This is a genomic window from Actinosynnema pretiosum, assembly GCF_024171695.1.
Lineage (GTDB): Bacteria > Actinomycetota > Actinomycetes > Mycobacteriales > Pseudonocardiaceae > Actinosynnema > Actinosynnema pretiosum.
The window spans coordinates 258,696-282,013 of record NZ_JAMTCF010000009.1; the positions used below are offsets into that span (position 1 = coordinate 258,696).

20 protein-coding genes are annotated in these 23,318 nt (G+C 75.0%); 6 read left to right on the top strand and 14 right to left on the bottom strand.

Annotated elements, in window-relative coordinates:
- Positions 1 to 26 precede the first annotated feature (26 nt).
- Together LV78_RS20380 and phoH2 are read left to right on the top strand one after the other, a co-directional pair.
- Positions 27 to 1,265, top strand: a complete 1,239-nt coding sequence (locus tag LV78_RS20380) for a DUF885 domain-containing protein (protein WP_253846848.1) — start codon at positions 27 to 29, stop codon at positions 1,263 to 1,265.
- A gap of 499 nt (positions 1,266 to 1,764) precedes the next feature.
- Positions 1,765 to 3,015, top strand: coding sequence for an RNA 5'-3' helicase PhoH2 (gene phoH2 / locus LV78_RS20385; protein WP_372494974.1), 1,251 nt, complete (start codon positions 1,765 to 1,767; stop codon positions 3,013 to 3,015).
- A gap of 87 nt (positions 3,016 to 3,102) precedes the next feature.
- Here phoH2 and LV78_RS20390 read toward each other — a convergent pair whose 3' ends face one another.
- The 3 genes from LV78_RS20390 to LV78_RS20400 form a co-directional block, all read right to left on the bottom strand.
- The gene (locus LV78_RS20390; RefSeq protein ID WP_253846850.1) at positions 3,103 to 4,536 is read right to left on the bottom strand and encodes a GuaB1 family IMP dehydrogenase-related protein; all 1,434 of its coding nucleotides are present in this window, start codon (positions 4,534 to 4,536) and stop codon (positions 3,103 to 3,105) included.
- A 12-nt stretch (positions 4,537 to 4,548) separates the two neighbouring features.
- Positions 4,549 to 6,144, bottom strand: coding sequence for an ATP-dependent DNA ligase (locus LV78_RS20395; RefSeq protein ID WP_253846851.1), 1,596 nt, complete (start codon positions 6,142 to 6,144; stop codon positions 4,549 to 4,551).
- Between the two features lie 86 nt (positions 6,145 to 6,230).
- Entirely contained in the window at positions 6,231 to 7,625 is a 1,395-nt protein-coding gene (locus LV78_RS20400; RefSeq protein ID WP_253846852.1) for a class II fumarate hydratase, read from the bottom strand.
- A gap of 65 nt (positions 7,626 to 7,690) precedes the next feature.
- Here LV78_RS20400 and LV78_RS20405 point away from each other — a divergent pair, with 65 nt between their 5' ends.
- On the top strand, positions 7,691 to 8,662 hold the full coding sequence (locus tag LV78_RS20405) for an NAD(P)/FAD-dependent oxidoreductase (RefSeq protein ID WP_253846853.1): 972 nt from the start codon (positions 7,691 to 7,693) through the stop codon (positions 8,660 to 8,662).
- Positions 8,663 to 8,753: 91 nt separating this feature from the next.
- Here the strand turns inward: LV78_RS20405 and LV78_RS20410 are convergent, their stop codons facing one another.
- From LV78_RS20410 to LV78_RS20440, 7 genes are all read right to left on the bottom strand, one after another.
- Positions 8,754 to 9,188 (bottom strand): L,D-transpeptidase, encoded by a 435-nt coding sequence (locus LV78_RS20410; RefSeq protein ID WP_253846854.1) that lies wholly within the window; start codon positions 9,186 to 9,188, stop codon positions 8,754 to 8,756.
- A gap of 166 nt (positions 9,189 to 9,354) precedes the next feature.
- Positions 9,355 to 10,119 (bottom strand): S1 family peptidase, encoded by a 765-nt coding sequence (locus LV78_RS20415; protein WP_253846855.1) that lies wholly within the window; start codon positions 10,117 to 10,119, stop codon positions 9,355 to 9,357.
- A 200-nt stretch (positions 10,120 to 10,319) separates the two neighbouring features.
- On the bottom strand, positions 10,320 to 11,372 hold the full coding sequence (gene glpX / locus LV78_RS20420) for a class II fructose-bisphosphatase (protein WP_253846856.1): 1,053 nt from the start codon (positions 11,370 to 11,372) through the stop codon (positions 10,320 to 10,322).
- A gap of 47 nt (positions 11,373 to 11,419) precedes the next feature.
- Positions 11,420 to 11,629, bottom strand: coding sequence for an exodeoxyribonuclease VII small subunit (locus tag LV78_RS20425; RefSeq protein WP_253846857.1), 210 nt, complete (start codon positions 11,627 to 11,629; stop codon positions 11,420 to 11,422).
- Entirely contained in the window at positions 11,626 to 12,039 is a 414-nt protein-coding gene (locus tag LV78_RS20430) for a sugar ABC transporter substrate-binding protein (RefSeq protein ID WP_253846858.1), read from the bottom strand. The genes LV78_RS20425 and LV78_RS20430 overlap by 4 nt, the downstream gene beginning before the upstream one ends.
- Positions 12,017 to 13,279, bottom strand: coding sequence for an exodeoxyribonuclease VII large subunit (xseA, locus tag LV78_RS20435; protein ID WP_253846859.1), 1,263 nt, complete (start codon positions 13,277 to 13,279; stop codon positions 12,017 to 12,019). The genes LV78_RS20430 and xseA overlap by 23 nt, the downstream gene beginning before the upstream one ends.
- Positions 13,276 to 13,884, bottom strand: coding sequence for a lipid droplet-associated protein (locus LV78_RS20440; RefSeq protein ID WP_253846860.1), 609 nt, complete (start codon positions 13,882 to 13,884; stop codon positions 13,276 to 13,278). The genes xseA and LV78_RS20440 overlap by 4 nt, the downstream gene beginning before the upstream one ends.
- A gap of 64 nt (positions 13,885 to 13,948) precedes the next feature.
- On the opposite strand from LV78_RS20440, the gene LV78_RS20445 reads away from it, so the two are divergent.
- Positions 13,949 to 14,893: a 4-hydroxy-3-methylbut-2-enyl diphosphate reductase gene (locus tag LV78_RS20445; protein WP_253846861.1), complete on the top strand. Its 945-nt coding sequence runs from the start codon at positions 13,949 to 13,951 to the stop codon at positions 14,891 to 14,893.
- 311 nt (positions 14,894 to 15,204) lie between these two features.
- Here LV78_RS20445 and LV78_RS20450 read toward each other — a convergent pair whose 3' ends face one another.
- Positions 15,205 to 15,975 (bottom strand): DUF6542 domain-containing protein, encoded by a 771-nt coding sequence (locus LV78_RS20450; RefSeq protein ID WP_253846862.1) that lies wholly within the window; start codon positions 15,973 to 15,975, stop codon positions 15,205 to 15,207.
- 101 nt (positions 15,976 to 16,076) lie between these two features.
- Complete coding sequence (locus LV78_RS20455) at positions 16,077 to 17,018, bottom strand: DNA recombination protein RmuC (protein ID WP_253846863.1); 942 nt, start codon at positions 17,016 to 17,018, stop codon at positions 16,077 to 16,079.
- Positions 17,019 to 17,131: 113 nt separating this feature from the next.
- On the opposite strand from LV78_RS20455, the gene LV78_RS20460 reads away from it, so the two are divergent.
- Together LV78_RS20460 and LV78_RS20465 are read left to right on the top strand one after the other, a co-directional pair.
- Complete coding sequence (locus tag LV78_RS20460) at positions 17,132 to 18,280, top strand: exonuclease SbcCD subunit D (protein ID WP_253846864.1); 1,149 nt, start codon at positions 17,132 to 17,134, stop codon at positions 18,278 to 18,280.
- Positions 18,277 to 21,330, top strand: coding sequence for an AAA family ATPase (locus LV78_RS20465; RefSeq protein ID WP_253846865.1), 3,054 nt, complete (start codon positions 18,277 to 18,279; stop codon positions 21,328 to 21,330). Before LV78_RS20460 ends, LV78_RS20465 begins: the two co-directional genes overlap by 4 nt.
- 50 nt (positions 21,331 to 21,380) lie before the next feature.
- Here the strand turns inward: LV78_RS20465 and LV78_RS20470 are convergent, their stop codons facing one another.
- Positions 21,381 to 21,875 carry a methylated-DNA--[protein]-cysteine S-methyltransferase gene (locus LV78_RS20470; RefSeq protein WP_253846866.1) on the bottom strand — a complete coding sequence of 165 codons (495 nt, stop codon included), beginning with the start codon at positions 21,873 to 21,875 and terminating at the stop codon, positions 21,381 to 21,383.
- Entirely contained in the window at positions 21,872 to 23,269 is a 1,398-nt protein-coding gene (locus LV78_RS20475; protein WP_253846867.1) for an AlkA N-terminal domain-containing protein, read from the bottom strand. The genes LV78_RS20470 and LV78_RS20475 overlap by 4 nt, the downstream gene beginning before the upstream one ends.
- Positions 23,270 to 23,318: the final 49 nt, after the last annotated feature.

A 23,318-nucleotide genomic window follows, 5' to 3' on the forward strand; every position in this document is an offset into this window, starting at 1 on the left:
CCGCCCGCTCGTAAGCTCCCCTGCTCATGGACGGCAACCGCCTGGCGCGCGGCTACCTCGCCCTCGGGCTCCGGCTCGACCGGCTCGTCCCCGGCCTCGTGGACGCCTACACCGGCGACCCCGCGCTGCGCCGAGCCGTGGCGGACGAGCCGACCCCGCGCCCGGCCGACCTGGCCGCGCAGGCCGCCCTGCTGCGCGCGGAGCTGCCCAGCTCGGACCTCGCGCCCGAGCGCGTCGCCTTCCTGGACGCCCAGCTCGCCGCGGCCGAGCAGTCCGCCCGCTCCCTCGACGGCGCCCGCACCTCCTTCGTGGAGGAGGTGCGGGCCTACTTCCAGGTCCGCGTCCACCCCGGCTCCACCGACGCCTACCGGGCCGCGCACGCCGCCCTGGACGAGCTGCTGCCCGGCGACGGCCCGCTGCGGCTGCGCCTCGCCGAGCACCGCGACGCCGACGCCGTCCCCCGGCACCGCCTCGCCGACGCCGTCACCGCCCTGTCCGACGCCCTGCGCGCGCGGATCGCCCCGGAGTTCGGGCTGCCGCCGGACGAGGGCGTCGAGCACGAGGTGGTCACCGACCGGCCGTGGAGCGGCTTCACCCACCACCTGGGCGGCAACCGGTCGCGAATATCGGTCAACGCCGACATGGGGCACCGCTACGGCACCCTGCCGCACCTGGTCGCCCACGAGGCCTACCCCGGCCACCACACCGAGCACTGCCGCCGCACCACCACCCTCGTCGACGGCCTCGGCCACGTCGAGCACTCCCTGTTCCTGGTCAACAGCCCCCGCTGCCTGGTCTCCGAGGGCGCGGCCGAGCTGGGCCTGCACGTCGCCGTCGGCCCCGGCTGGGGGCGCTGGGCCGAGGAGGTGCTGGGCGCGATCGGGCTGCGGTTCGACGGCGGGCACGTCGAGCGGGTCGAGTCGGCGCTGTCCGGGCTGCTGACCGTGCGCCAGGACGCCGCGCTGATGCTGCACGACCGGGGCGCCGACCCGGACGACGTGGTGGACTTCCTGCGCCGCTGGCTGCTCGTGCCGGGGGAGCGGGCGGGCCAGCTCGTCCGGTTCCTGTCCGACCCGCTGTGGCGGGCCTACACCACCACCTACGTCGAGGGCGTCCGGCTGGTGGGAACCTGGCTGGACCTGCGCCCGTCCGGCAGCCCGCTGGCCCAGCGCTTCCGGCGGCTGCTGGACGAGCCGCTGGTGCCCCGTTCGCTGGAGGTCGAGCTGGCGGCGGGCGTGCCCTGGCTACCCCGCAACTCTGCGTAAACCCCCTCACTCGGACCGGTGTCAAGCCGTAGAACTGCGGCTATCACGCAATGTTGCGTGCCGATGACGCTGTCCGGGGGAGTGCAAGCCCCCGGTGGAACCATCTTTCCGGCGGTTTGCGCGCAGGTGAAGCTTCCATCTCACACCCGTTCGGCCGCCCCGAAACGTGGGTTCCGCAGGTAGCTTCCGAACTTGCGGGGCGCGTCCACTGCGCTCCGTGCAGGGGAGGTCCCGAACGTGGCGGTTTGCGCGAGGGGGCAGGCACCCGGCCCTCGTGGAGGCGCCGTCCGCTAGTCGGACGAGGTCATCCATTCGGGACAGTGCCTGGCCCAGCGAGGAGCGGACGCGGGTGCCGCGTTCGTGAGGAGTTGCCGTGAACGCACGACGACCCGCGAGCCGTTCCTCAGGCTCAACGCGCAGCGCGTCCCGGCGCCGCAAGGCGCCCGCCCAGCACACCTACGTCCTCGACACCTCGGTCCTGCTGTCCGACCCGGCGGCGATGACCAGGTTCGCCGAGCACGAGGTCGTCCTCCCGCTGGTCGTGATCAGCGAGCTGGAGGGCAAGCGGCACCACCCCGAGCTCGGGTGGTTCGCCAGGGAGGCGCTGCGGCTGCTCGACGAGGAGCGCCTGCGCCACGGCAGGCTCGACGCCCCGATCGCCGTCGGCGGTCACGGCGGCACGCTGCGCGTCGAGCTGAACCACACCGACCCGGAGGTGCTGCCCGCCGGTTTCCGCACCGACTCCAACGACGCGCGCATCCTCGCCTGCGCGCTGAACCTCGCCGCCGAGGGCGCCACCGTCACCCTGGTCACCAAGGACATGCCGCTGCGCGTCAAGGCGGGCGCGGTGGGCCTGGCGGCCGAGGAGTACCGGGCGCACGACGTCACGCTCTCCGGGTTCACCGGCATGTCCGACGTGGACGTCGACCAGTCCCTCGTGGACGCCCTCTACCGGGACGGCTCGGTCGACCCGGCCGAGCACGACCTCGCCGAGCTGGCCGAGCTGCCCTGCCACAGCGGCCTGCGGCTGCTCGCGGGCAGCTCCAGCGCGCTGGGCCGGGTCACCGCCGACAAGCAGGTCCGGCTGGTGCGCGGCGACCGCGAGGCGTTCGGGCTGCACGGGCGGTCCGCGGAGCAGCGCGTCGCGCTCGACCTGCTGCTGGACAACGAGGTCGGCATCGTCTCGCTGGGCGGACGGGCGGGCACCGGCAAGTCGGCGCTCGCGCTGTGCGCGGGCCTGGAAGCGGTCATGGAGCGCAACCAGCACCGCAAGATCGTCGTGTTCCGGCCGCTGTACGCGGTCGGCGGCCAGGAGCTCGGCTACCTGCCCGGCTCCGAGACCGAGAAGATGCAGCCCTGGGCGCAGGCGGTGTTCGACACCCTCGGCGCGCTGGTCAGCCAGGACGTCCTGGAAGAGGTCATGGACCGGGGGATGCTGGAGGTCCTGCCGCTGACCCACATCCGGGGACGGTCACTGCACGACTCGTTCGTCATCGTCGACGAGGCGCAGTCGCTGGAGCGGAACGTGCTGCTGACCGTGCTGTCCCGGCTCGGGGCCAACTCGCGGGTCGTGCTCACCCACGACGTCGCGCAGCGCGACAACCTGCGCGTCGGGCGGCACGACGGCGTCGCGGCCGTGATCGAGAAGCTGAAGGGCCACCCGCTGTTCGCGCACGTCACGCTGACCCGCTCGGAGCGCTCCCCGATCGCCGCGCTGGTCACCGAGATGCTGGAGGACTACTCGTCCTGACCGGCCCGACCGGGGCCTCCCGCGCTGTGCGGGAGGCCCCGGTCCCGGCCTGCGACCGGTGGTGGCGGGGGTGGACCGGGCGGCCGGTCACCAGCCAGCGGGGAGCGGCCTGCCCTCGGCGAAGCCCGCCGCCGACTGCACGCCCAGCACGGCGCGCGCGTGGAACTCCTCCAGGGTGGTCGCGCCCGCGTAGGTGCACGCCGACCGCACGCCCGAGGTGATCGAGTCCAGCAGGTCCTCGACGCCCGGCCTGGTCGGGTCCAGGCGCATCCGGGAGGACGAGATGCCCTCCTCGAACAGGCCCTTGCGCGCCCGGTCGAACGCGCTGTCCGTGCGGGTGCGCGCGCTCACCGCCCGCTTCGACGCCATGCCGAACGACTCCTTGTAGAGCCTGCCCGCCTCGTCCCGCTGCAGGTCGCCGGGCGACTCGTAGGTGCCCGCGAACCACGAGCCGACCATGACGCTGGCCGCGCCCGCCGCCAGCGCGAGGGCCACGTCGCGCGGGTGCCGCACGCCGCCGTCCGCCCACACGTGCTTGCCCAGCTCACGCGCCTGCGCGGCGCACTCGGCCACCGCCGAGAACTGCGGGCGGCCAACGCCGGTCATCATGCGGGTGGTGCACATGGCGCCGGGGCCGACCCCGACCTTGATCACGTCCGCGCCCGCCTCGACCAGGTCGCGCACGCCCTCGGCGGTCACCACGTTGCCCGCCACCACCGGCACGGTCGGCGACAGCGCCCTGACCGCCTTCAGCGCGGTCAGCATCTTCTCCTGGTGCCCGTGCGCGGTGTCCACGACCAGCGCGTCCACCCCGGACGCCAGCAGCGCCTCGGCCTTCGCCGCCACGTCGCCGTTCACGCCGACGGCGGCGGTCACCCTGAGCCTGCCGCCCGCGTCCAGCGCGGGCTGGTAGACCTCGGCGCGCAGCGCGCCCAGGCCGGTCATGATGCCCTTGAGCCTGCCGTCGCCGTCCACGCCCAGCGCGGCCCGATGCGCGCCGAGCCGCTCGAACACCTCGCGCGGCGCGGTGTCCAGCGGCAGCACGACCACGTCGTGGTCGGCCACCTCGCTCAACCGGGTGAACCGGTCCACGCCGCCCAGGGCGTGCTCGTCGACGGTGCCCACCGGGCGCCCGTCCTGGCCGACGACCACGACGGTGCCGTGGGCGCGCTTGTGCAGCAGGTTGAACGCGTCCGCGACCGAGTCGTTCGGGGACAGGACCAGCGGCGTGTCCCACACGGGGTGCCGCTCCTTGACCCAGGACACGATCTCGGCCACCGCCTCGGGGGCCACGTCCTGGGGGAGCACGACCAGGCCACCGCGCCTGGCCATGGTCTCCGCCATGCGGCGGCCCGCGACGGCGGTCATGTTGGCGACGACCACGGGGATCGTGGCGCCCGTGCCGTCGGAGGTGGAGAGGTCGACCCCGAACCGGGAGTCCACGGCCGAGCGGCCGGGGACCAGGAAGACGTCGTCGTACGTGAGGTCGTTGGCGGGCTGGTGCCCTTCGATGAATCGCACGTTGCGGTGACACTACCCCTGGCCGTCGGCGGTGTCCTGCGATCGGGGGTCGTCAGCGGCGGGCTCTCGGGGGTCCAGGGGGGCTCCGCCGCCGTCCGGGGCCGTCCGCTCGGGCAGCATCGCCCGGACCGCGTCGAGCGTGTCGGCCTCGGCGGCGGTCTTGTCCGGCCGGTACCGCACCACCCGCGCGAACCGCAGCGCCACCCCGCCGGGGTAGCGCGGGCTGACCTGCGCCCCGTCCAGCGCGATCTCCACCACCAGCTCGGGCCGCACCCGCACCACCCACTCGCCGCGCTCCTCGGCGATCGCGAGCAGCGCCCGCGTCTGCCACGCCAGCAGCTCGTCGGTGAGCCCCTTGAACGTCTTGCCGACCATCACCGGCGGCCCGCCGTCCGCGTCGCGCGCGCCGAGGTGCAGGTTGGACAGCAGCCCCTCGCGCCGCCCGCTGCCCCACTCGACCCCGAGCACCACCAGGTCGAGCGTGTGCACCGGCTTGACCTTGCGCCACGCCTTGCCGCGCCGCCCGGCCGCGTAGGGCGAGTCGAGGTCCTTGACCACCACGCCCTCGTGCCCGCCGTCCAGCGCGTCCCGCAGCACCCCGGCCGCGCTCTCCGGCGTCGCGTCGGCGACCCCCGGCACCACGTGCCGCCCGGCAGCCGACCGCAGCGCCGCGAGCCGCTCGCGCAGCGGCCGGTCCAGCAGGTCGTCGCCGTCCAGGTGCAGGCAGTCGAAGAAGAACGGGCTGAGCAGCAGCTCACGCGCGTCCCGCGCCCCGAACCGGCTCATCGTCTCCTGGAACGGCCTCGGCTTGCCGTCGTCGCGCAGCGCCAGGGTCTCCCCGTCCAGCACCACCGACTCGCACGGCAGCCCGCGCACCAGCTCGACCAGCTCCGGCACGGTCCCGGTGATCTCGCGCAGGGTCCGGGTGAACACCCGCACCTCGTCGCCGGACCGGTGCACCTGGATGCGCGCCCCGTCCAGCTTGTGCTCCACCACGACCGGTCCCGCCCCGGCCAGCGCGCCGTCCAGCGACTCGGCGGGGGAGGCCAGCATCGGCCGCACCGGGCGGCCCACCTCCAGCCGGAACCTGGCCAGCCCGCCCACCCCGTCGCGCAGCGCCGCCGCCGCGGTCGCGGGCAGCGCGCCGGACAGCATGAACGCCCGCCGCACCGCCTCGCCGGGCACGTCCGCCGCCCGCGCCACGGCGTCGAGCATCACGCCCTCCAGCGCGCCCTGCCGCAGCTCGCCGGTCAGCAGCCGCTTGAGGAAGTCCTGCTCGTCGGCCGTGGCCCCGGCGAACAAGGCCGCCAGCAGCGCGGCCCGCCGGGCGGCGCTGCCCTTCCCGGACTCGGCGGCGAACTCGCCCAGCGCGCCGTCCACGTCGGACACCCGCAGCGACGCCTCGTCGGCGGGCGGGGCGGCCAGCTGCCGCGCGGTGCGGAAACCCGCCCCGATCCGGCCCTGCCTGGGCACGCCCACCAGGAACGACACCACGGCCTCGGTGTCCTCGGACCCGCGCAGCAGCTCGGCCAGCGCCGACACCTTCGCCAGCCGGGAGCGGGTCGACCCCACCTCGGCGGACACCTCGACCACCCGTGAGAACAGCACGGACCGATCGTGCCCCGGATCACCGGCCCCCGCCGATCACGGACGCGACCGGGGGACGGGCCGACCGGACCCGTCCCCCGGACGCCTCAGCGGTCGTTGCGCGCCATCCGCACCACGTCCAGCGCCGCGTCCAGCTGCTCCTCGCTCAGCTTCCCCGGCACGTGCCCGCGCTCCAGCACCACCTGCCGGATCGTCTTGCGCTCGGCCAGCGACTGCTTCGCGATCGACGCCGCCTCCTCGTAGCCGAGGTGCTTGTTCAGCGGCGTCACGATCGACGGCGAGGACTCGGCGTACTCGCGCATCCGGTCCGCGTCCGGCTCCGCGCCCGCCACCACCTTGTCCGCGAGCAGCCGCGCCACCGCCGCCAGCAGGCGCGCCGACTCCAGCACGTTCCGCGCGATCACCGGCAGCATCACGTTGAGCTGGAAGTTGCCCTGGGTCCCGGCGAACGCCACCGCCGCGTCGTTGCCGATCACCTGCGCCACCGCCATCATCGTGGCCTCCGGGATCACCGGGTTGACCTTGCCCGGCATGATCGACGACCCCGGCTGGAGGTCCGGCAGCGCCAGCTCGCCCAGCCCCGCGCGCGGGCCCGAGCCCATCCAGCGCAGGTCGTTCGCGATCTTGTAGATGCCCACGGCGGTGGCCCGCAGCTGCCCGGACACCTCCACCACCCCGTCCTGGGTGGCCTGCGCCTCGAAGTGGTCCTCCGCCTCGGTCAGCGGCAGCCCGGTGACCCGCGCCAGCTCCTCCGACACCGCCGCGCCGAAGCCGTCCGGCGCGTTCAGCCCGCTGCCCACCGCCGTGCCGCCGATCGGCAGCTGCGCCAGCCTGGGCAGGCTGCTCCGCAACCGCGCCACCCCGTTGGCCACCTGGCTCGCCCACGCCTGCGCCTCGTGCCCGAGCAGGATCGGCACCGCGTCCATCAGGTGCGTGCGCCCCGACTTCACGATCCCGGCCCAGTCCGCCGCCCGCACGTCCAGCGCGTCCCGCAGGTGCTCCAGCGCCGGGATCACCTCGTTCGCGACCGCCTCCGTCGCGGCTACCCGAAGCGTCGTGGGGAAGGTGTCGTTGGACGACTGGGAGGCGTTCACGTGGTCGTTCGGGTGAACCTCCCGCCCCAGCGCGCGCGACGCCAGGGTCGCGACCACCTCGTTCGCGTTCATGTTCGACGACGTGCCCGACCCGGTCTGGAACACGTCCACCGGGAAGTGCTCGTCGTGCCGCCCCTCGGCGACCTCGTCCGAGGCCGCCGCGATCGCCTCCGCGACCTCGGCCTCCAGCACGCCCAACCGCCCGTTGACCCGCGCGGCAGCGGCCTTCAGCAGCCCCAGCGCCCTGATCTGCGACCGCTCAAGGCCGCGCCCCGAGACCGGGAAGTTCTCCACCGCCCGCTGCGTCTGCGCCCGCCACAGCGCGTGCGCGGGCACCCGGACCTCACCCATCGTGTCGTGCTCGACGCGGTACTCCTGTCCACCCATGCCACCGAGTCTGGCCCCGCAGCGGGGGATGGGCACGGTGGTCCGGGACACCTAGGGTCGGGGGAATGGACCTCGATGTCGATCTGCTGGTCGTCGGAGCGGGACCCACCGGACTCTTCGCGGCCTACTACGCCGGGTTCCGCGACCTGGCCACCGCCGTGGTGGACGCGCTGCCCGAGCCGGGCGGCCAGATCACCGCCATGTACCCGGAGAAGATGATCCTCGACGTCGCGGGCTTCCCCGCCGTGCGCGGTCGCGACCTGGTCGACGCGCTGGTCACCCAGGCCGGGCAGTGGAACCCGACCTACCTGCTCGGCCGCCAGGCCCGCGAGCTGACCCCCGTGGACGGGAAGCTGCACGTCGGGCTGGCCGACGGCGCCACCGTGCGCGCGGGCGCGGTGCTGCTCACGGCGGGCATCGGCGAGTTCAAGCCCCGGCCGCTGGTCGCGGGGGAGGGCTGGCTCGGCCGGGGCCTCGTCCACTTCGTGCCCGCGCTGGACGCGCACGTCGGCCAGGACGTCGTGGTGGTCGGCGGCGGCGACTCGGCGTTCGACTGGGCGCTCGCGCTCGCCCCGATCGCGGGCAGCGTCACCGTCGTGCACCGCCGCTCCACGTTCCGGGCGCACCCGCCGACCGTGCGGCAGGTCCGCGACCTGGGCGTGCGGATCATCACCGACGCGCAGGTCACCCGGATCGGCGGGGACGGTCGGGTCGCCGAGGTCGAGGTCGACGTCAAGGACTCCGGCAGCGAGGTGCTGCCCGCGCAGACCGTGGTGGCCGCGCTCGGCTTCACCGCCGACCTCGGGCCGATCGAGTCGTGGGGGCTGGAGCTGGACCACCGGGCGGTCGTGGTCGACCAGACCATGCGCACCGCGCTCGCCGGGGTCTACGCGGCCGGGGACGTCGCCACCTACCCCGGCAAGGTCAAGCTCATCGCCACCGGGTTCGGCGAGGCGGCCACGGCGGTCAACAACATCGCGGTCGCGCTCGACCCGGACGCGCACCTGTTCCCCGGCCACTCCAGCGACGCCAAATAAGGGCCCGCACAACGCCGGGCGGGGCCGGGGGACGACCCGACACCCTCGGGTCGTCCCCCGGCCCCGCCCGCGTCCGGACAGGCGGCCCCGGTCAGGGCACCACCTGCACCTGCTCGCCGGGGAACAGGTTGTCGAAGAACACCACCGACGCGTCGGGACCCAGGTGCACGCACCCGTGCGACTGGTCGGTCAGGCTGCCCTCGTGGAAGGCGATGCCGTCGGCGGTGAAGTACACCGAGTTGGGCATCGGCGCGTTGTAGGGAACGCTCCAGTCGTTCTTCACCTTGCGCAGCACCGGGAAGGTGCCGACGGGCGTCTCGTAGCCCGGCCTGCCGGTGGTGATCGGCACGGGGCCGTAGCTCGCGCTGCCGTCGTAGACCAACCAGGCCTGGTTGGTCGACAGCTGGATGCACGCCCCGTTCTGGACGCCGCCGCACGGCGTCCCGGACGCCGCCGAGGCCGGAGCCGCGAGACCGAGCGTCAGAGCGGTCGCGGCCAGTGCAGTGCCGAGAATCCTCTTCTTCATCTCGAAATCACCCCTCGAAGCCGGACTACCCCCTGGAATTCGCGGCCAACCCCTGAAAAGACCAGTGGCCCACCCCCGACCTGCGGGAATGGGCCACCGGTGGTAATCGGCGCTGCGCCTCACGGGCGCGGGTGGATCACCCTCGGGAGTGAGGGGCGGGGATCGGTCACACCGCGCCCGCGTACCCGCTGATCCAGGTCCGGAACGACGGGACGTCCATGTAGATCGACGGGCCGGTCGCGCAGGTGGAGTTGTTGTTGCCCGCGCGGCTGGTCGCGCCGATCAGCTGCCAGGCGCCGCCAACGGACTTGATCTGCGGGCCGCCCGAGTCGCCGTAGCAGGCGCCCTTGTTGCCGCCGGGGTTGTTCGTGCAGATCTCGTACGCGCCGTAGATGCCCGAGCAGCTGCCGTCCGCCACGATCGAGGTGTTCAGCTCCTGCAGGATGGTCGGCGCGCCGCAGCCGCCCGCCGGGGCGCAGGTCTGGCCCCAGCCGATGATGCGGGTGGCGGTGCCGGTCGCGCCCGAGGTGGAGGCGACGGTGATCGGGGCCTGGGTCACCGAGGTGGCCAGGCGCACCAGCGCGATGTCGTAGCTCGGGTGCACGACGACCTGCGCGCCCGTGGCGACGGTGCCGCCGCTGGTGCGGTTGGTGGTGCCGACCCGCGCGCGGATCGACGACGGCGAGCGGCCCTGCACGCAGTGCTTGGCCGTCACCACCCAGTTGGCCTTGATCAGCGAGCCGCCGCAGAAGTGGCTGCCCGCCGTGCTCTGCAGGGACACCATGAACGAGTAGGTCTGGGTGGCGTTGCCGCCGCCCACGATGGCCGGGGTCAGGTCCGGCTCGGTGGGGGCGGCCTGCGCGCCGCCGACCGACGCCAGCGCGGCGCCGACCGCGACGGCGACGGCCGTGAACAGGGTGCGGATCCTCATCGCTCTTCCTCCCCGCCGCCCGCGCAGGGGTGCGGGCGGCCAGGTCGGAAACGTAAGGACTGGGCACCGGGCGCGACTACCTACGGACGGACGGTAGCCGCGCCTTGACCGTTGACAGCTCCAGGGGGTGACCCCGGTCACTCTCCGGCGCTACTCCCGGCGTCACTCCCCGGCGTCGTGTCCCGGCGCCCCCCGGCCCGCTACGGCAGCGGGGGCAGCGGCTCCTCGCCCGAGGGCGGCAGGTCGAAGTCCACCGACGCGTACTCGCGCAGCTTCGTCAGCCGGTGGAACCCGTCGATCATCCGCACCGTGCCCGACTTCGACCGCATCACGATCGACTGGGTCGTGCAGCCACCGGCCTGGTAGCGCACCCCGCGCACCAGGTCGCCGTCGGTGACGCCGGTCGCGCAGAAGAACACGTTGTCCCCGCGCACCAGGTCGGACGTGGTCAGCACCCGGTCCAGGTCGTGGCCCGCGTCCAGCGCGCGACCGCGCTCGGCGTCGTCCTTCGGCCACAACCGCGCCTGGATCGCGCCGCCCATGCACTTGAGCGCCGCCGCCGCGATGATGCCCTCCGGCGTGCCGCCGATGCCCACCAGCAGGTCGACGCCGGTGTCCGGGCGGGCCGCCGAGATCGCGCCCGCCACGTCGCCGTCCGAGATGAAGTGGATGCGCGCGCCGGACTGGCGCACCTTCAGCACCAGGTCCTCGTGCCGGGGCCGGTCCAGCACGCACACCGTCACGTCCGACACGTCGACGCCCTTGGCCTTGGCCACCCGCCGCACGTTCTCCGAGATCGGCGCGGTGATGTCGATGACGTCCGCCGCCTCCGGCCCGGTGGCCAGCTTCTCCATGTAGAACACCGCCGACGGGTCGAACATCGCGCCCCGCTCGGCCACCGCCAGCACCGCCAGCGCGTTCGGCATCCCCTTGGCCATCAGCGTCGTGCCGTCGATCGGGTCGACGGCCACGTCGCACTCCGGGCCGTTGCCGTCGCCCACCTCCTCGCCGTTGAACAGCATGGGCGCCTCGTCCTTCTCGCCCTCGCCGATCACGACGACCCCGCGCATCGACACCGTGCCGATGAGCTTGCGCATGGCGTCCACGGCCGCGCCGTCGCCGCCGTTCTTGTCACCCCGACCGACCCAGCGACCCGCCGCCATCGCCGCCGCCTCGGTCACCCTGACCAGCTCCAGCGCCAGGTTCCGGTCCGGAGCCTCGCGCCTGCGCTCCGACGTGCTGTTGGACGTCATGCTGCTCCCCTGCGGTAGACCGGCCGATAGCCGATCCTCGCACGTGGTCAGCCCCGAGGACCGTCCTCTTCGGTCACCGCGAGAGCTTGATCGATCCGCTCGCGGGCGCCCGCGAGATGCCGCTCACACGTCTTCGCCAGCACCTCGCCGCGCTCCCACAGCGCGAGCGAGTCCTCCAGCGGCAGACCGCCCGCCTCCAGCTTGCGGACGACCTCGACCAGCTCGTCCCGCGCGGCCTCGTACCCCGGCTCACTCACCTGGACAGGTTCCCCAATCGGTTGCTCACGTGCACCACCACCGTCGCCGCCGCCTGGTCGTAGTCGGCCAGAGCCTCGGCGAACTCGGCGCCGTCAGCCTCCCGCACCGCCTCGTCCACCCGCAGCTCGGCCTCCGCCAACCGCCTGCGCGGCACCGATCCGCACAGGTCACCGGCCCGCTCGGAGGCCGCCGAGGTCAGCGCGCGCACCGCGTCGAGCACGGCCTGCCTGCCCGAGTCGCACCCGGCGACCAGCGCCAACCAGCAGCCCGCCGCCGCGCTGTCGGCGGCCTCGGCGCGCCTGCTCAGCGCCAGCGCGGCCGGGTCGTCGCCCGCCCGCTCGGCGGCCTGCTCGGTCGCGGCCACCGTCAGCGGCAGGAACGTCGGCTCACGAGCCGGACTGGGCACCACCACCGCCTCCTCCCTCGACGACCGCGTGCACGGCCCCGTCCGCGACCCTGACCCGCAGGCGGGTCCCGGCGGGCGCGTCGGCGGCCGACCGGAGCACGCCCTCCGTCCCCTCGGACGACACCAGCTGCACCACGGCGTACCCCCTGGCCAGGGTGGCGGCGGGACCGAGGGTCGTCAAGCGCGCCGCGGTCGCGGCGAGTCCCGCGCCCTCCGCGTCCAGCCGGTTGCGGACCGCGCGCAGCGCCCGGTCCCGCAGCCGCTGCACCTCCTCGGACCTGCGCTCCAGCGGCCCGTGCGGGTCGGCCAGCGCGGGCCGGGTGCGCAGCGCGTCCAGCAGCTTGCGCTCCCGGTCGACCCAGCCGCGCAGCGCGCGCCTCGCCCGGTCGCGGGCCTGCCGCAGCCGCTCGGTCTCCTCGGCGACGTCCGGCACCACGCGCTTGCCCGCGTCGGTGGGCGTCGAGCAGCGCACGTCGGCCACGTGGTCGACCAGCGGGGTGTCCGGCTCGTGCCCGATCGCCGACAGCAGCGGCGTGCGCAGCGCGGACACCGCCCGGCACAGCGCCTCGTCGGAGAACGGCAGCAGGTCCTCGACGCTGCCGCCGCCGCGCGCCAGCACGATCACGTCGACCTCGGGGTCGGCCTCCAGCACGCCCAGCGCGCGCACCACCTCGGGCACCGCCGACGGGCCCTGCACCGCCACGTTGACCACCCGGAACCGGGCGGCGGGCCACCTGGCCTGCGCGTTCTTCAGCACGTCCCGCTCGGCGGCCGAGGCCCGACCGGTCACCAGGCCGATCTTGTTCGGCAGGAACGGCGGCTTGCGCTTGCGGCGCCGGTCGAACAGGCCCTCGGCGTCCAGCAGCTTGCGCAACCGCTCGACGCGGGCCAGCAGGTCGCCGATCCCGACCGCGCGGATCTCGTCCACGCGCAGGCTGATCGTGCCGCGCGCCGCGTAGTAGCTGGGCCTGCCGTGCACGACCACCCGGCTGCCCTCGGTGAGCTGGCCGTCCCGGACCAGGTCGGCGGGCGCGGTCAGCGACATCGACAGGTCGGCGGACGGGTCGCGCAGCGTCAGGAACGCCGTCCTCATGTTCGGGCGGGCGCTGAGCTGGGTGACCTGGCCCTCCACCCACACGTCGCCGAGCCTGCCGATCCAGTCGGCGATCTTCTGGGCGACCGTGCGCACCGGCCACGGCTCCTCCGGCGAGGAGCGCGGCGGCTGGGCCTTCTGCTCCGTCACGACTCGGCGCGCAGGTTGGCCAGGCGGCGGGCCAGCATCCCGGTGAACTCGGGGCGCGACTCGTGCGCGCGCTCGTGCGCGAGCAGCTGCTCCAGGTCGGTCGCGGACAGCGACCGCAGCTTGGCCCGGAGCTGCGGCAGGCTCATCGAGTCGTACTCGGGCAGCGCGGACGGCGACTCGGCGGCCAGCGCCCGCTCCTCGCGGGCCCACGGGTCGGCGGAGTCGTCATCAGCGTCGGCCGTGGCGTCGGCGGTGGCCGCGGCGACCTTCGCGATGCCCTCGGCGGCGGACTTCCGCTCCTGGTCGGAGGGGGTCTTGGCGGCGGGCGCGGCGGGCTTCGCGGCGCTCGGGGCGGCGTCGGTCCCGTCCTCGTCGAACACGGCCCACTCGGGCTCCTGCTCGACGGGCCTGAGGCCGGCGAGCACGTCGTCGCCCCTGATTGCGAGTTCGGTCACCGTCTGCTGCACGCGCATCGACAGCTGCAGGGCCTCGCTGACCACGGTCACCGGCAGCCCGGCGAGCTGTCCTGGCAGCTTCTTGGCCTGCTCGACCGCGGTGACGGCCAGTCCCGCGGCGAGGCGGACGGGCAGCGGGAGTTGCTTCATGCACCCAGATTGCCCCAGTCGGGCGGCGTGTGCCTAGGTTCGCCACGCCCGTACCCTGGACGACATGGACAAGCGAGTGCTCCTGGCCAATCCGCGCGGGTACTGCGCGGGCGTTGACCGCGCAGTCGTCACGGTGGAGAAGGCGCTGGAGAAGTACGGCGCGCCGGTGTACGTCCGCAAGGAGATCGTCCACAACAAGCACGTCGTGGAGACGCTGTCGAAGCGCGGCGCGATCTTCGTCAACGAGACCGACGAGGTGCCCGAGGGCGCGCTGGTGGTGTTCTCCGCCCACGGCGTCTCGCCCAAGGTGCACGAGGAGGCCGCCGACCGCAGCCTGCGCACCATCGACGCGACCTGCCCCCTGGTGACCAAGGTCCACAAGGAGGCCCAGCGGTTCGCGCGCGAGGACTACGACATCCTGCTCATCGGCCACGAGGGTCACGAGGAGGTCGAGGGCACCGCCGGTGAGGCGCCCGACCACATCCAGCTCGTGGACACCGCCGAGGACGTCGCGAAGGTCGAGGTGCGCGACCCGTCCAAGGTGATCTGGCTGTCCCAGACCACGCTGTCGGTGGACGAGACGATGGTCCGGGTGCGCCAGCTCAAGGAGCGCTTCCCCGACCTGCAGGAACCGCCGTCGGACGACATCTGCTACGCCACCTCCAACCGCCAGGTCGCGGTGAAGACGATGGCGCCGGAGTGCGACCTGGTGCTCGTGGTCGGCTCGAAGAACTCGTCCAACTCGGTGCGGCTGGTCGAGGTCGCGCTGCAGGCGGGCGCGAAGGCCTCGTACCTGATCGACTACGCCGAGGAGGTCGACGAGGCCTGGTTCGACGGCGTGACCACGGTCGGCGTGACCAGCGGCGCCTCGGTGCCGGACATCCTGGTGATGGACCTGCTCAAGCACCTGGCCGAGCGCGGCTACGCGGACGTGGAGGAGATCACCACGGCCAACGAGAAGATCGCGTTCTCGCTGCCGCGCGAGCTGCGCAAGGACTCGGTGCGCTGACCGGGGAGAGCCGGACCTGATCGGGGGACCCGATCGGTCCGGGCCGACGACGGGCGCCCGCGCTGGGGCGCCGCGACGCGGTGACGACGCGGCTGGGAGGAGCCGGAGCGGATGACCCGCTCCGGCTCCTCCGCGTTCAAGGCACGGACGGGCGCCGCTCCGGCTGCCGTCAGTTGACCGTCAACAGTTGTCGGCCAGCCGCTCGCTCCTCCGGCCGCCGCCCTCCCCCTGGAAAGCCAAGAGCCCCGGCGCTGTCACCAGCACCGGGGCTCCCGGATCTCGCTCTCCAGCTCGTGCTCCCGAGGACCCGCTCAGTCCTCGTCGCGCGGACGCGGCCTGCGGGGCCGCTCACCGGCGGGCTTGCGCGGGCGGTCACCCGACGGGCGCTCGCCCGCAGGCTTCTTCTTCTCGCCCGCAGGCTTCTTCTCCCCGGACCCCGCCGCCCCGGACGGCCGGGGCCGCCTCGGGCGCTCGGCGTCCTCGGCGGGCGCGGGCTTGCGGGGGCGCTTCGGGCGCTCGTCGGCCTCGACGTCGGCCTCGACGTCGTCCACCGGCCTCGGGCGCTTCTTCGGCGGCCTCGGGGCCTCCTCGGCGTCCAGCTCGTCCTGCGTCACCCGGTTCGGGTCGCGCTGCAGGAACACCCGCGCGACGCCGATGCCCACGGTGAACAGGGTGGTCAGGGCCATCGCCGGGAAGGCGTTCATGAGCGGTTTGCCCAGGTCCAGCGCCAGCGCCATGCCCTGGCTGGACGAGTCGCCGGTGGCCAGCACGACCAGCGGCACCACCACCGCCACCACCAGCGGCGGCTGCACGACCGGGCCGAACATCGACCTGCGCTCGACGAACACCACGGCGCCCACCGAGCCCACGAAGAAGACCACCCCGAACAGCAGCCCCACTGTCTTCGACGAGTTCACGTCGATGAAGGCGCCGACGAACGCGAGGGCGAACGCGATCAGCACCGCGGCCCACCACTGCAGCCCGCGGAAGGTGCCGAACATGGCGCGGTCGTTCCAGCGGACTTCCTCGAACTCGTCGTCCTCATCCGGCTCGCTGCGCCGGTCACGCGTTGCGGCGGTCACGCTCACTCCTACGTTCGGGCCGGACCGATCCGGCATACGGTATCCGACTCCCGCCGCGCTGCGCGGGCTCCCGCCACGCCTCGCGCGGACGTCACTTCTTGTTACGCCTCACGGGCCTCCGAGGGTGCACCGACCGCCTCCCGCTCGTCGGCCCTGCGGACCACCGGGAGCGGCGCGGGCGCCCCCGACGCGGCCGACAGCGGCCCCGCCGCCGCCCGGAAGCCCTCCAGCGCGTCCAGCTCACGCCTGCGCGCGGACAGGAACCGCTGCAGGTGCGTGCTGGACAGGTTCACCGCCTCCACCGCGCCCTCGGCGGCCCGGTGCGCCCGCCCCGCCTGCGCCTTCACCCGCTCGACGTCGTCGGCGAGCGCCCGGTCGGAGGCCGCGAACACCGCCGCCGACGCGATCACCGCGAACCCGGTCGGGCCGCACAGGAACACCCTGCGGTCCAGCAGCCAGCGCAGCAGCTCCGGATCGGTGTCCAGCGCCGCGACGACCGCGCCGTCGTTGGGCACGAACATCACCGTGCCGTAGATGGCGTCGGCCCACCGCTGGTAGCCCTTGCCCGCCAGCTCCGCCGCCCGCGCCCGGATGGTGCGCACGTGCACCCGCAGCGCGTCGGCGCGCTCGCGCGGGTCGTCGGTCTCCACGGCTTCCGCCCAGAGCGCCATGGACATCTTCGCGTCGACCGGGACCCGCCGTCCACCGCCGACCTCCAGCACCAGGTCCGGCCGCACCGAGCCACCGCCCGCCACGTCCACCTGGACGCTGAAGTGCACGCCCTCGCGCAGCCCGAGCGCGCGGGCGGTCTCCACCAGCACCCGCTCGCCCAGCTCGCCGCGCCCGCTGGAGGAGGAGAACGCCACCTCGTACCGCTGGAGCGCGAGCTGCCGCACCTCGCCCCGCTCCCGCTCCAGCCGCACCTCGTCCAGCGCGGCGTCCACGCGCCGCACGCTGTCCTGGTAGAGCCGCCACAGGAACCCGAGCGCGCCCGCGAGCAGGAGCGCCACCACCACCGCCGCCGTGCTGAGGACCGCCGTCACGGCGCTGAATCATGGCGCTGAATCCCGGCCCGCCCACCCGTCCTCACCTGATCGAGCGACACGCCGACCGGCAACGCCCGGATCTCCCGGTGATCACCCCTAGCGTGGCCGCCATGCGCTTGCTGCACACCTCCGACTGGCACGTGGGCCGCGTCTTCCACGGCCGTGACCTGCTGCGCGAGCAGGAATCGGTGCTCGGCGGGCTGGCCGACCTGGTCAGCGACGAGCGGGTGGACGTGGTCGTGGTGTCCGGCGACCTGTTCGACCGCGCCGTGCCCAACGCGGAGGCGGTCGCGCTGTGCTCGCGGGTGCTGGAGCGGGTGCGCGCGGCGGGCGCGCGGGTCGTCGTCACGCCGGGCAACCACGACTCGGCGGCGCGCCTCGGCCTGTTCGGCGGCTTCGCGGCGGCGGGCGGCCTGCACCTGCGCACCCGCGTCGCCGACCTGGCCGACCCGGTGCTGCTGGCCGACGAGCACGGCCCGGTGGCGCTGTACGGCATCCCGTTCCTGGAGCCCGAGACGGCCCGCCGCGCGCTGGACGTGCCGTCCGCGCGCGGCCACGCCGGGGTGCTCACCGAGGCGATGCGCCGGGTCACCGCCGACCTGGCCGCCCGGCCCGACGGCACCCGGTCGGTGGTGCTCGCGCACGCGTTCGTGACCGGCGGGGCGCCGTGCGACTCGGAGCGCACGATCGCGGTCGGCGGGGTGCAGGAGGTGTCCGGGTCGGTGTTCGACGGGGTCGACTACGCGGCGCTCGGACACCTGCACGGGGCGCAGGAGCTCGCCGACCACCTGCGCTACTCGGGCAGCCCGCTGGCCTACTCGTTCTCGGAGGCCGGGCACACCAAGTCGGTGTGGCTGGTCGAGCTGGACGCGGGCGGGCTGGCCGGGGTGGAGCGCAGGGAGCTGCCGGTGCCGCGCCCGCTGGGGCGGTTGCGCGGGGAGCTGGGCGCGCTGCTGGCCGACCCGGCGAACGCCGCCGTGGAGGACAGCTTCCTGTCCGTGGAGCTGACCGACCGGGTCCGGCCGCTGGACGCGCTGCGCCGGTTGCAGGCCCGGTTCGAGCACGCCGTGCACGTGGAGTGGAAGCCGGAGGGCGGCAGGCGCGCGGAGCTGCGGTTCGCGGAGCGGGTGCGCGGGCGCAGCGACGAGGAGGTGACGTGCTGCTTCGTGGAGGACGTGCGCAACAGCCCGCCGTCACCGGGTGAGCTGGCGCTGCTGCGCGAGGCGTTCGCGGCGGCCGGGCGGGAGGAGAGCGCGTGAGGCTGCACCGGTTGGAGGTGTCCGCGTTCGGGCCGTACCCCGGTCGCGAGGTGGTGGACTTCGACGCGCTCGGCGCGGACGGGCTGTTCCTGCTGCACGGGGACACCGGCGCTGGCAAGACGACGCTGCTGGACGCGGTGGCGTTCGCGCTGTTCGGGCAGGTGCCGGGGGCGCGCGGCGAGGTCAAGCGGCTGCGCTGCGACTACGCGTCGCCGGACGTGGACACGGTCGTGTCGCTGGAGCTGACCGTGCGGGACCGGCGGCTGGTGATCACCCGCAGCCCGGAGTACGACCGGCCCAAGAAGCGCGGCGACGGCACGACCAAGCAGAACGCGCGGGCGTCGCTGGCGTGGGTGAGCGGCTGGGAGGGCGAGGGGCACAGCCGCATCGACGAGGTGGCCCGCGAGGTCGAGTCGCTGCTGGGGATGACGGCGCACCAGTTCTTCCAGGTGGTGCTGCTGCCGCAGGGCGAGTTCGCGCGCTTCCTGCGGGCCGACACGGTCGAGCGGGAGAAGCTGCTGGAGAAGCTGTTCGGCACGGAGCGGTTCCTGGCGGTGGAGAAGTGGTTCCGGGAGCGGCGGCTGGAGCGCGGGCGGGAGCTGCAGGAGCTGCGCGACCGGAACGCCCAGCTGGTGAGCAGGCTGGCCGAGGCCGCGCTGGTGGAGCCGCCGGAGGGCGGGGGCGGTCCGGAGTGGTTGGCGGGGGTGCTGGGCGGGTTGGTGGCGGCGTCGGAGGCGGCGCGCGAGCTGGCCGGGACGACCGCCGCGACCAGGGCTGAGGCCGAGCTGGCCTGGCAGGAGGCCCGCGACCTGGGCGCGCGGGTGGGGCGGGTGCGCAGGGCGCACGCGGAGCTGGTGCGCTGCGCCGAGGCGGAGCCGGGGCGCAAGCAGCTGGTGGCCGAAGCAGACGCCGCCAGGCGGGCCGTGCCGGTCGCCCTCGCCCTCCAGGGCCGGGACCGCGCGCGAGCCGCCCTGGAGGCCGCTGAGGCGGCCGAGCGGGCCGCCGGGGGAGCGGTGGCGGCGCTGGTTCGGGGCGCGGGTGCCGGTGGGGCGGTTGACGGGGGCCTGGCCGACGGCGGTTCGGGCGGCCGTGCTTCGGGCAGCGGCGGTCCTGGTACCTGCGACGCGGACGGCGGGAGCCTGCTTGGCGATGGCTTGGCCGGTGGTGCTCCGGGTGCCGGTGGCCCCGGCGCCGCCGCCGCGTTCGGCGGTGACCCGCGCGCCGAGGGCCAGCGGTTCCGCGACGAGGCGGGCGGCCTGACCCGGTTGGCCGAGGAGGCGGAGCAGCAGCGGGTCGCGCTGCGCGCGCTCGACGCGGTGGCGGCCGAGCGGGAGCGCGCCGCCGCCCGGCTGGCCGAGCTGGCGGGTGCGCTGGACGGCGCCCCCGAGCGCCTGCGGTCCGCGCAGGAGGCGCTGGAAGCGGCGAAACTGGCCCGCGCGGCCCTCCCCGAGGCCACCACTCGCGCCGAGGCCGCGACCGCCCTCCCCGCCGCCGAGCGCCGGGCCGTCGAGGCCGAGACGGCCCGCGTCGCGGCCGTCGACGCGCACCAGGCGGCGGTGGACGAGCGCCAGGCCGTCCGGCAGCGCCGCTTGGACGGCATGGCCGCCGAACTCGCCGGTGAGCTGGCCGACGGGCAGCCCTGCCAGGTCTGCGGCTCGGCGGAGCACCCCGCGCCCGCCGCGTTCGACGGCGCCGCCGTCACCGCCGCCGACGAGGACCGGGCGGGCGCCGCCGAGGCCGCCGCCCTGGAGCGCCGCCGCGCGGCGGAGAGCACCGCGCACCGGGCCGCGAGCGCCCTGGACGGCCTGCGCGCCACGATCGGCGACCGCGCGCCCGCCGACCTGGTCGCCGAGCACCGCGAGCTGGCCGGACTGGCCGCGCTGGCGGGTGAGCGCGAGTCGGCCCTGCGCGCGCTGGAGACCCGGAGCGCCCGGTTGACCGAGGAGCGCTCCGCGCTGGAGCGCGAGGTGGTCGGGCTGGACGCGCGCCGGTCCGAGCTGGCGGCGACCACCACCGAGCGCGCGGCCCGCCTGGAGCAGGCGCGCGAGGGCTTCCCGGACGTGGCCGCCCGCCGCGCCCACCTGCTCGCCCTCGCCGACGCCCTGGACGGGCTGGCCGACCGCCGTGCCGAGGCGGCGGGCGCGGCCGGGCGCCTGGGGCAGCTGGAGGACGAGGTCGCGGCGCAGGTCGCCGAGGCCGGGTTCACCAGCGCCGACGACGCGCGCGACGCCGTCCGCACCCCCGGTCAGATCGCCGAGCTGGACCGCCAGGTCCGGGTGGTCGACGACGCCCGCGCCGCCGCCGAGGCGGTGCTCGCCGAGCACCCCGGCGTCGACCCGTCCACCGAGGTGGACGCGGTCGGCGCCGAGCAGCGGTTCCGCGCGGCGGGCCGGGAGGCCGAGGAGGCCGCAGGCGCGTCGAGCGCGGCGGCGGGCCGGGCGACCCGCGCCGAGGAGCTGGCCACCCGGCTGCGCGCCGCGTGGGCGCGGCTGGAACCGGTCGAGGCCGAGCACCGGGAGCTGGACGCGTTCACCGACGTGATCAACGGCAGGGGCCAGAACACCGAGAGCATGACCCTGCGCACGTACGTGCTGGCCGCGAAGCTGGAGGAGGTCGCGGTCGCGGCGAGCGAGCGGCTGGACCGGATGAGCCAGGGCCGCTACCGCTTCGTGCACTCGACCGAGGCCGGGCCGCGCGGGGCCAGGGGCGGGCTGGGGCTCGACGTGCTGGACGACTACTCCGGCCAGCGGAGGCCCGCGAAGACGCTGAGCGGCGGCGAGTCGTTCCTGGCGTCGCTGGCGCTCGCCCTGGGGCTGGCGGACGTGGTGTCGCAGGGGGCTGTGCTGGACACGCTGTTCGTCGACGAGGGGTTCGGCACGCTCGACGCGGACACCCTGGACCTGGTCATGAACACCCTGGACGACCTGCGCGCGGGCGGCCGGGTGGTGGGGCTGGTGTCGCACGTGGAGGAGCTGCGGCAGCGCATCCCGACCCGGTTGGAGGTCCGGAAGGCGCGGAGCGGGTCGACGTTGGCGGTGACCACGGCGTAGGCGGCGGGGCGGGCGCGCGTACTCGCGCCCGCCCCGCCGCCGCCCCCGCCTCACCCCTCGTGCTTGAGCAGCCACCGCTTCGCGTCGACGCCCCACCGGAAGTTCCCGATCGCCCCGCCCGTGCGCACCACCCGGTGGCACGGCACGAACAGCGCCGCCGCGTTCTTCGCGCACGCCGTGGCCGCCGCCCTGACCGCCGCCGGTCGCCCGGCCAGCTCGGCGTACCGCGCGTAGCTCACCGGCTGCCCGGCCGGGACGAGCCGCAGCGCGTCCCACGCCTGCTCCATGAACACCCCGGACCGCTGCCGCACCGGCACCTCCGCGACCGCGCCCAGCTCACCCGAGTGGTAGGCCCGCACCGCCCTCGTCACCTCCCCGAGGTCCCGCCGCTCCTTGATCTCCTCCGGCTTCAACGACGCCGACACCTGCGGCATCAGCTCGTCCAGCGACGCGGTCCAGCCGCTCGCCAGCACCGCGCCGTCACCCGCCACCACGGCGGTGAAGGGGCCGATGGGGGTGTCCACGGTGGACGTGAACGCGGTCACGCTGTCCTCCTGCTTCGCTCGTTCGAGTCACTTCGCCCGTTCAGGTCATCCCGCTCGCGCGGACCCAGCGCGCCCAGGTGCACGGCCGCGTAGGAGCGCCACGGCCGCCACGCGGCCCCGTCTCCCCGCTCCCCGTCTCCCCGCTCTCCGTCTCCTCGCTCCCCGCCCACCTGCGCGTCACCTACTCGCGTGTCACCCACCAAGGGGACGTCCGGCGAGCCCAGCACCCGCGCCACGACCCGCCGCGCGACCGCCGCCCCGACGCCGGGGAACGCGGTCAGCTCGGCCAGCAGCTCGTCCGCGTCCCGCCCGACGTCCACCACCAGCTCCCCGCCCGCCAGCGCCCGCCCGACCGGGGTGTCCACGACCGCCGGGTACAGGTGCGTCACCGCCCCGTCCGGGTGCTCCAGCGGCTCCCCGGCCTCCCGGTGCCCCAGCTCGCGCAGCAGCGTCTCGGCCCCGTCCACGCTCCCCGGCACCCGCGCCCCCGGCCGGGCCGCGACCAGCTCGCGCAGCGCCGGGTCCGCCCCGAGCACCGCGTCCACGGCCTGCGGGTCGGCGTCCAGGTCGAGCAGCCGCCGCACCCGGCTCACCGCCGTCCCCAGGTCCCGCAGATCACCCAGTCGAAGGGAGCACAGCACGTGCCCATCACGCGGGGTGAGCGCGACGGTGGCCGCGCCGTGCGGGAGCCGGAGCGAGCGCCGGTAGGTCCCGCCGCTGACCTCCTCCACGCCGGGCACGGCCTCGGCGCGGAAGAACTCCAGCAGCCCGGCGGCGTCGAACGGCGGCCGGTAGGGCAGCCGCAGCTCGATCCGCCCGGCCGCGCCGACGGTCGCGCGCGCCTCGCGCAGCCGCGAGGGCGTGGCCGCGAACACCGCCCGGATCGTGTCGTTGAACTGCCGCACCGAGGCGAACCCGGCCGCGAACGCCACGTCCGCGAACGCCAGGTCGGTGGTCTCGATCAGCAGCCGCGCCGAGTGCGCCCGGTACGCCCGCGCCAGCGCGAGCGGCCCGGCCCCCAGCTCCACGGACAGCACCCGCGACAGGTGCCGCTCCGAGTAGCCGAGCCGCGCGGCCAGCCCCGGCACGCCCTCCCGCTCCACCACCCCGTCCCCGATGAGCCGCATCGCCCGCGCCGCGAGGTCCGCCCGCAGGTTCCACTCGGGTGACCCCGGAACGGCGTCCGGCAGGCACCTGCGGCACGCCCGGTAACCGGCGGACTGGGCCGCGGCGGCGGTCGGGTAGAACTCGACGTTGCGCTGCTTGGGCGTGGTCGCCGGGCAGGACGGGCGGCAGTAGATGCGGGTGGTGCGCACGGCGGTGATGAAGCACCCGTCGAAGCGGGCGTCGCGGGAGGCCACCGCCCGGTAGGCGCGTTCGGCGTCGAGGAGCACGCACCCACTGTGCCGCAGGCCGCGCCGCACCTCTCGCGGAAATCGGACG

Bases quoted from the DNA above. Each gene is read 5' to 3' on its own strand.
- LV78_RS20415 (WP_253846855.1), bottom strand. From the start codon at position 10,119: ATGAGGATCCGCACCCTGTTCACGGCCGTCGCCGTCGCGGTCGGCGCC.
- LV78_RS20380 (WP_253846848.1), top strand. From the start codon at position 27: ATGGACGGCAACCGCCTGGCGCGCGGCTACCTCGCCCTCGGGCTCCGG.
- LV78_RS20445 (WP_253846861.1), top strand. From the start codon at position 13,949: ATGGACAAGCGAGTGCTCCTGGCCAATCCGCGCGGGTACTGCGCGGGC.
- LV78_RS20440 (WP_253846860.1), bottom strand. From the start codon at position 13,884: ATGAAGCAACTCCCGCTGCCCGTCCGCCTCGCCGCGGGACTGGCCGTC.
- LV78_RS20410 (WP_253846854.1), bottom strand. From the start codon at position 9,188: ATGAAGAAGAGGATTCTCGGCACTGCACTGGCCGCGACCGCTCTGACG.
- LV78_RS20400 (WP_253846852.1), bottom strand. From the start codon at position 7,625: ATGGGTGGACAGGAGTACCGCGTCGAGCACGACACGATGGGTGAGGTC.
- LV78_RS20460 (WP_253846864.1), top strand. From the start codon at position 17,132: ATGCGCTTGCTGCACACCTCCGACTGGCACGTGGGCCGCGTCTTCCAC.
- glpX (WP_253846856.1), bottom strand. From the start codon at position 11,372: ATGACGTCCAACAGCACGTCGGAGCGCAGGCGCGAGGCTCCGGACCGG.
- phoH2 (WP_372494974.1), top strand. From the start codon at position 1,765: ATGACCAGGTTCGCCGAGCACGAGGTCGTCCTCCCGCTGGTCGTGATC.
- LV78_RS20405 (WP_253846853.1), top strand. From the start codon at position 7,691: ATGGACCTCGATGTCGATCTGCTGGTCGTCGGAGCGGGACCCACCGGA.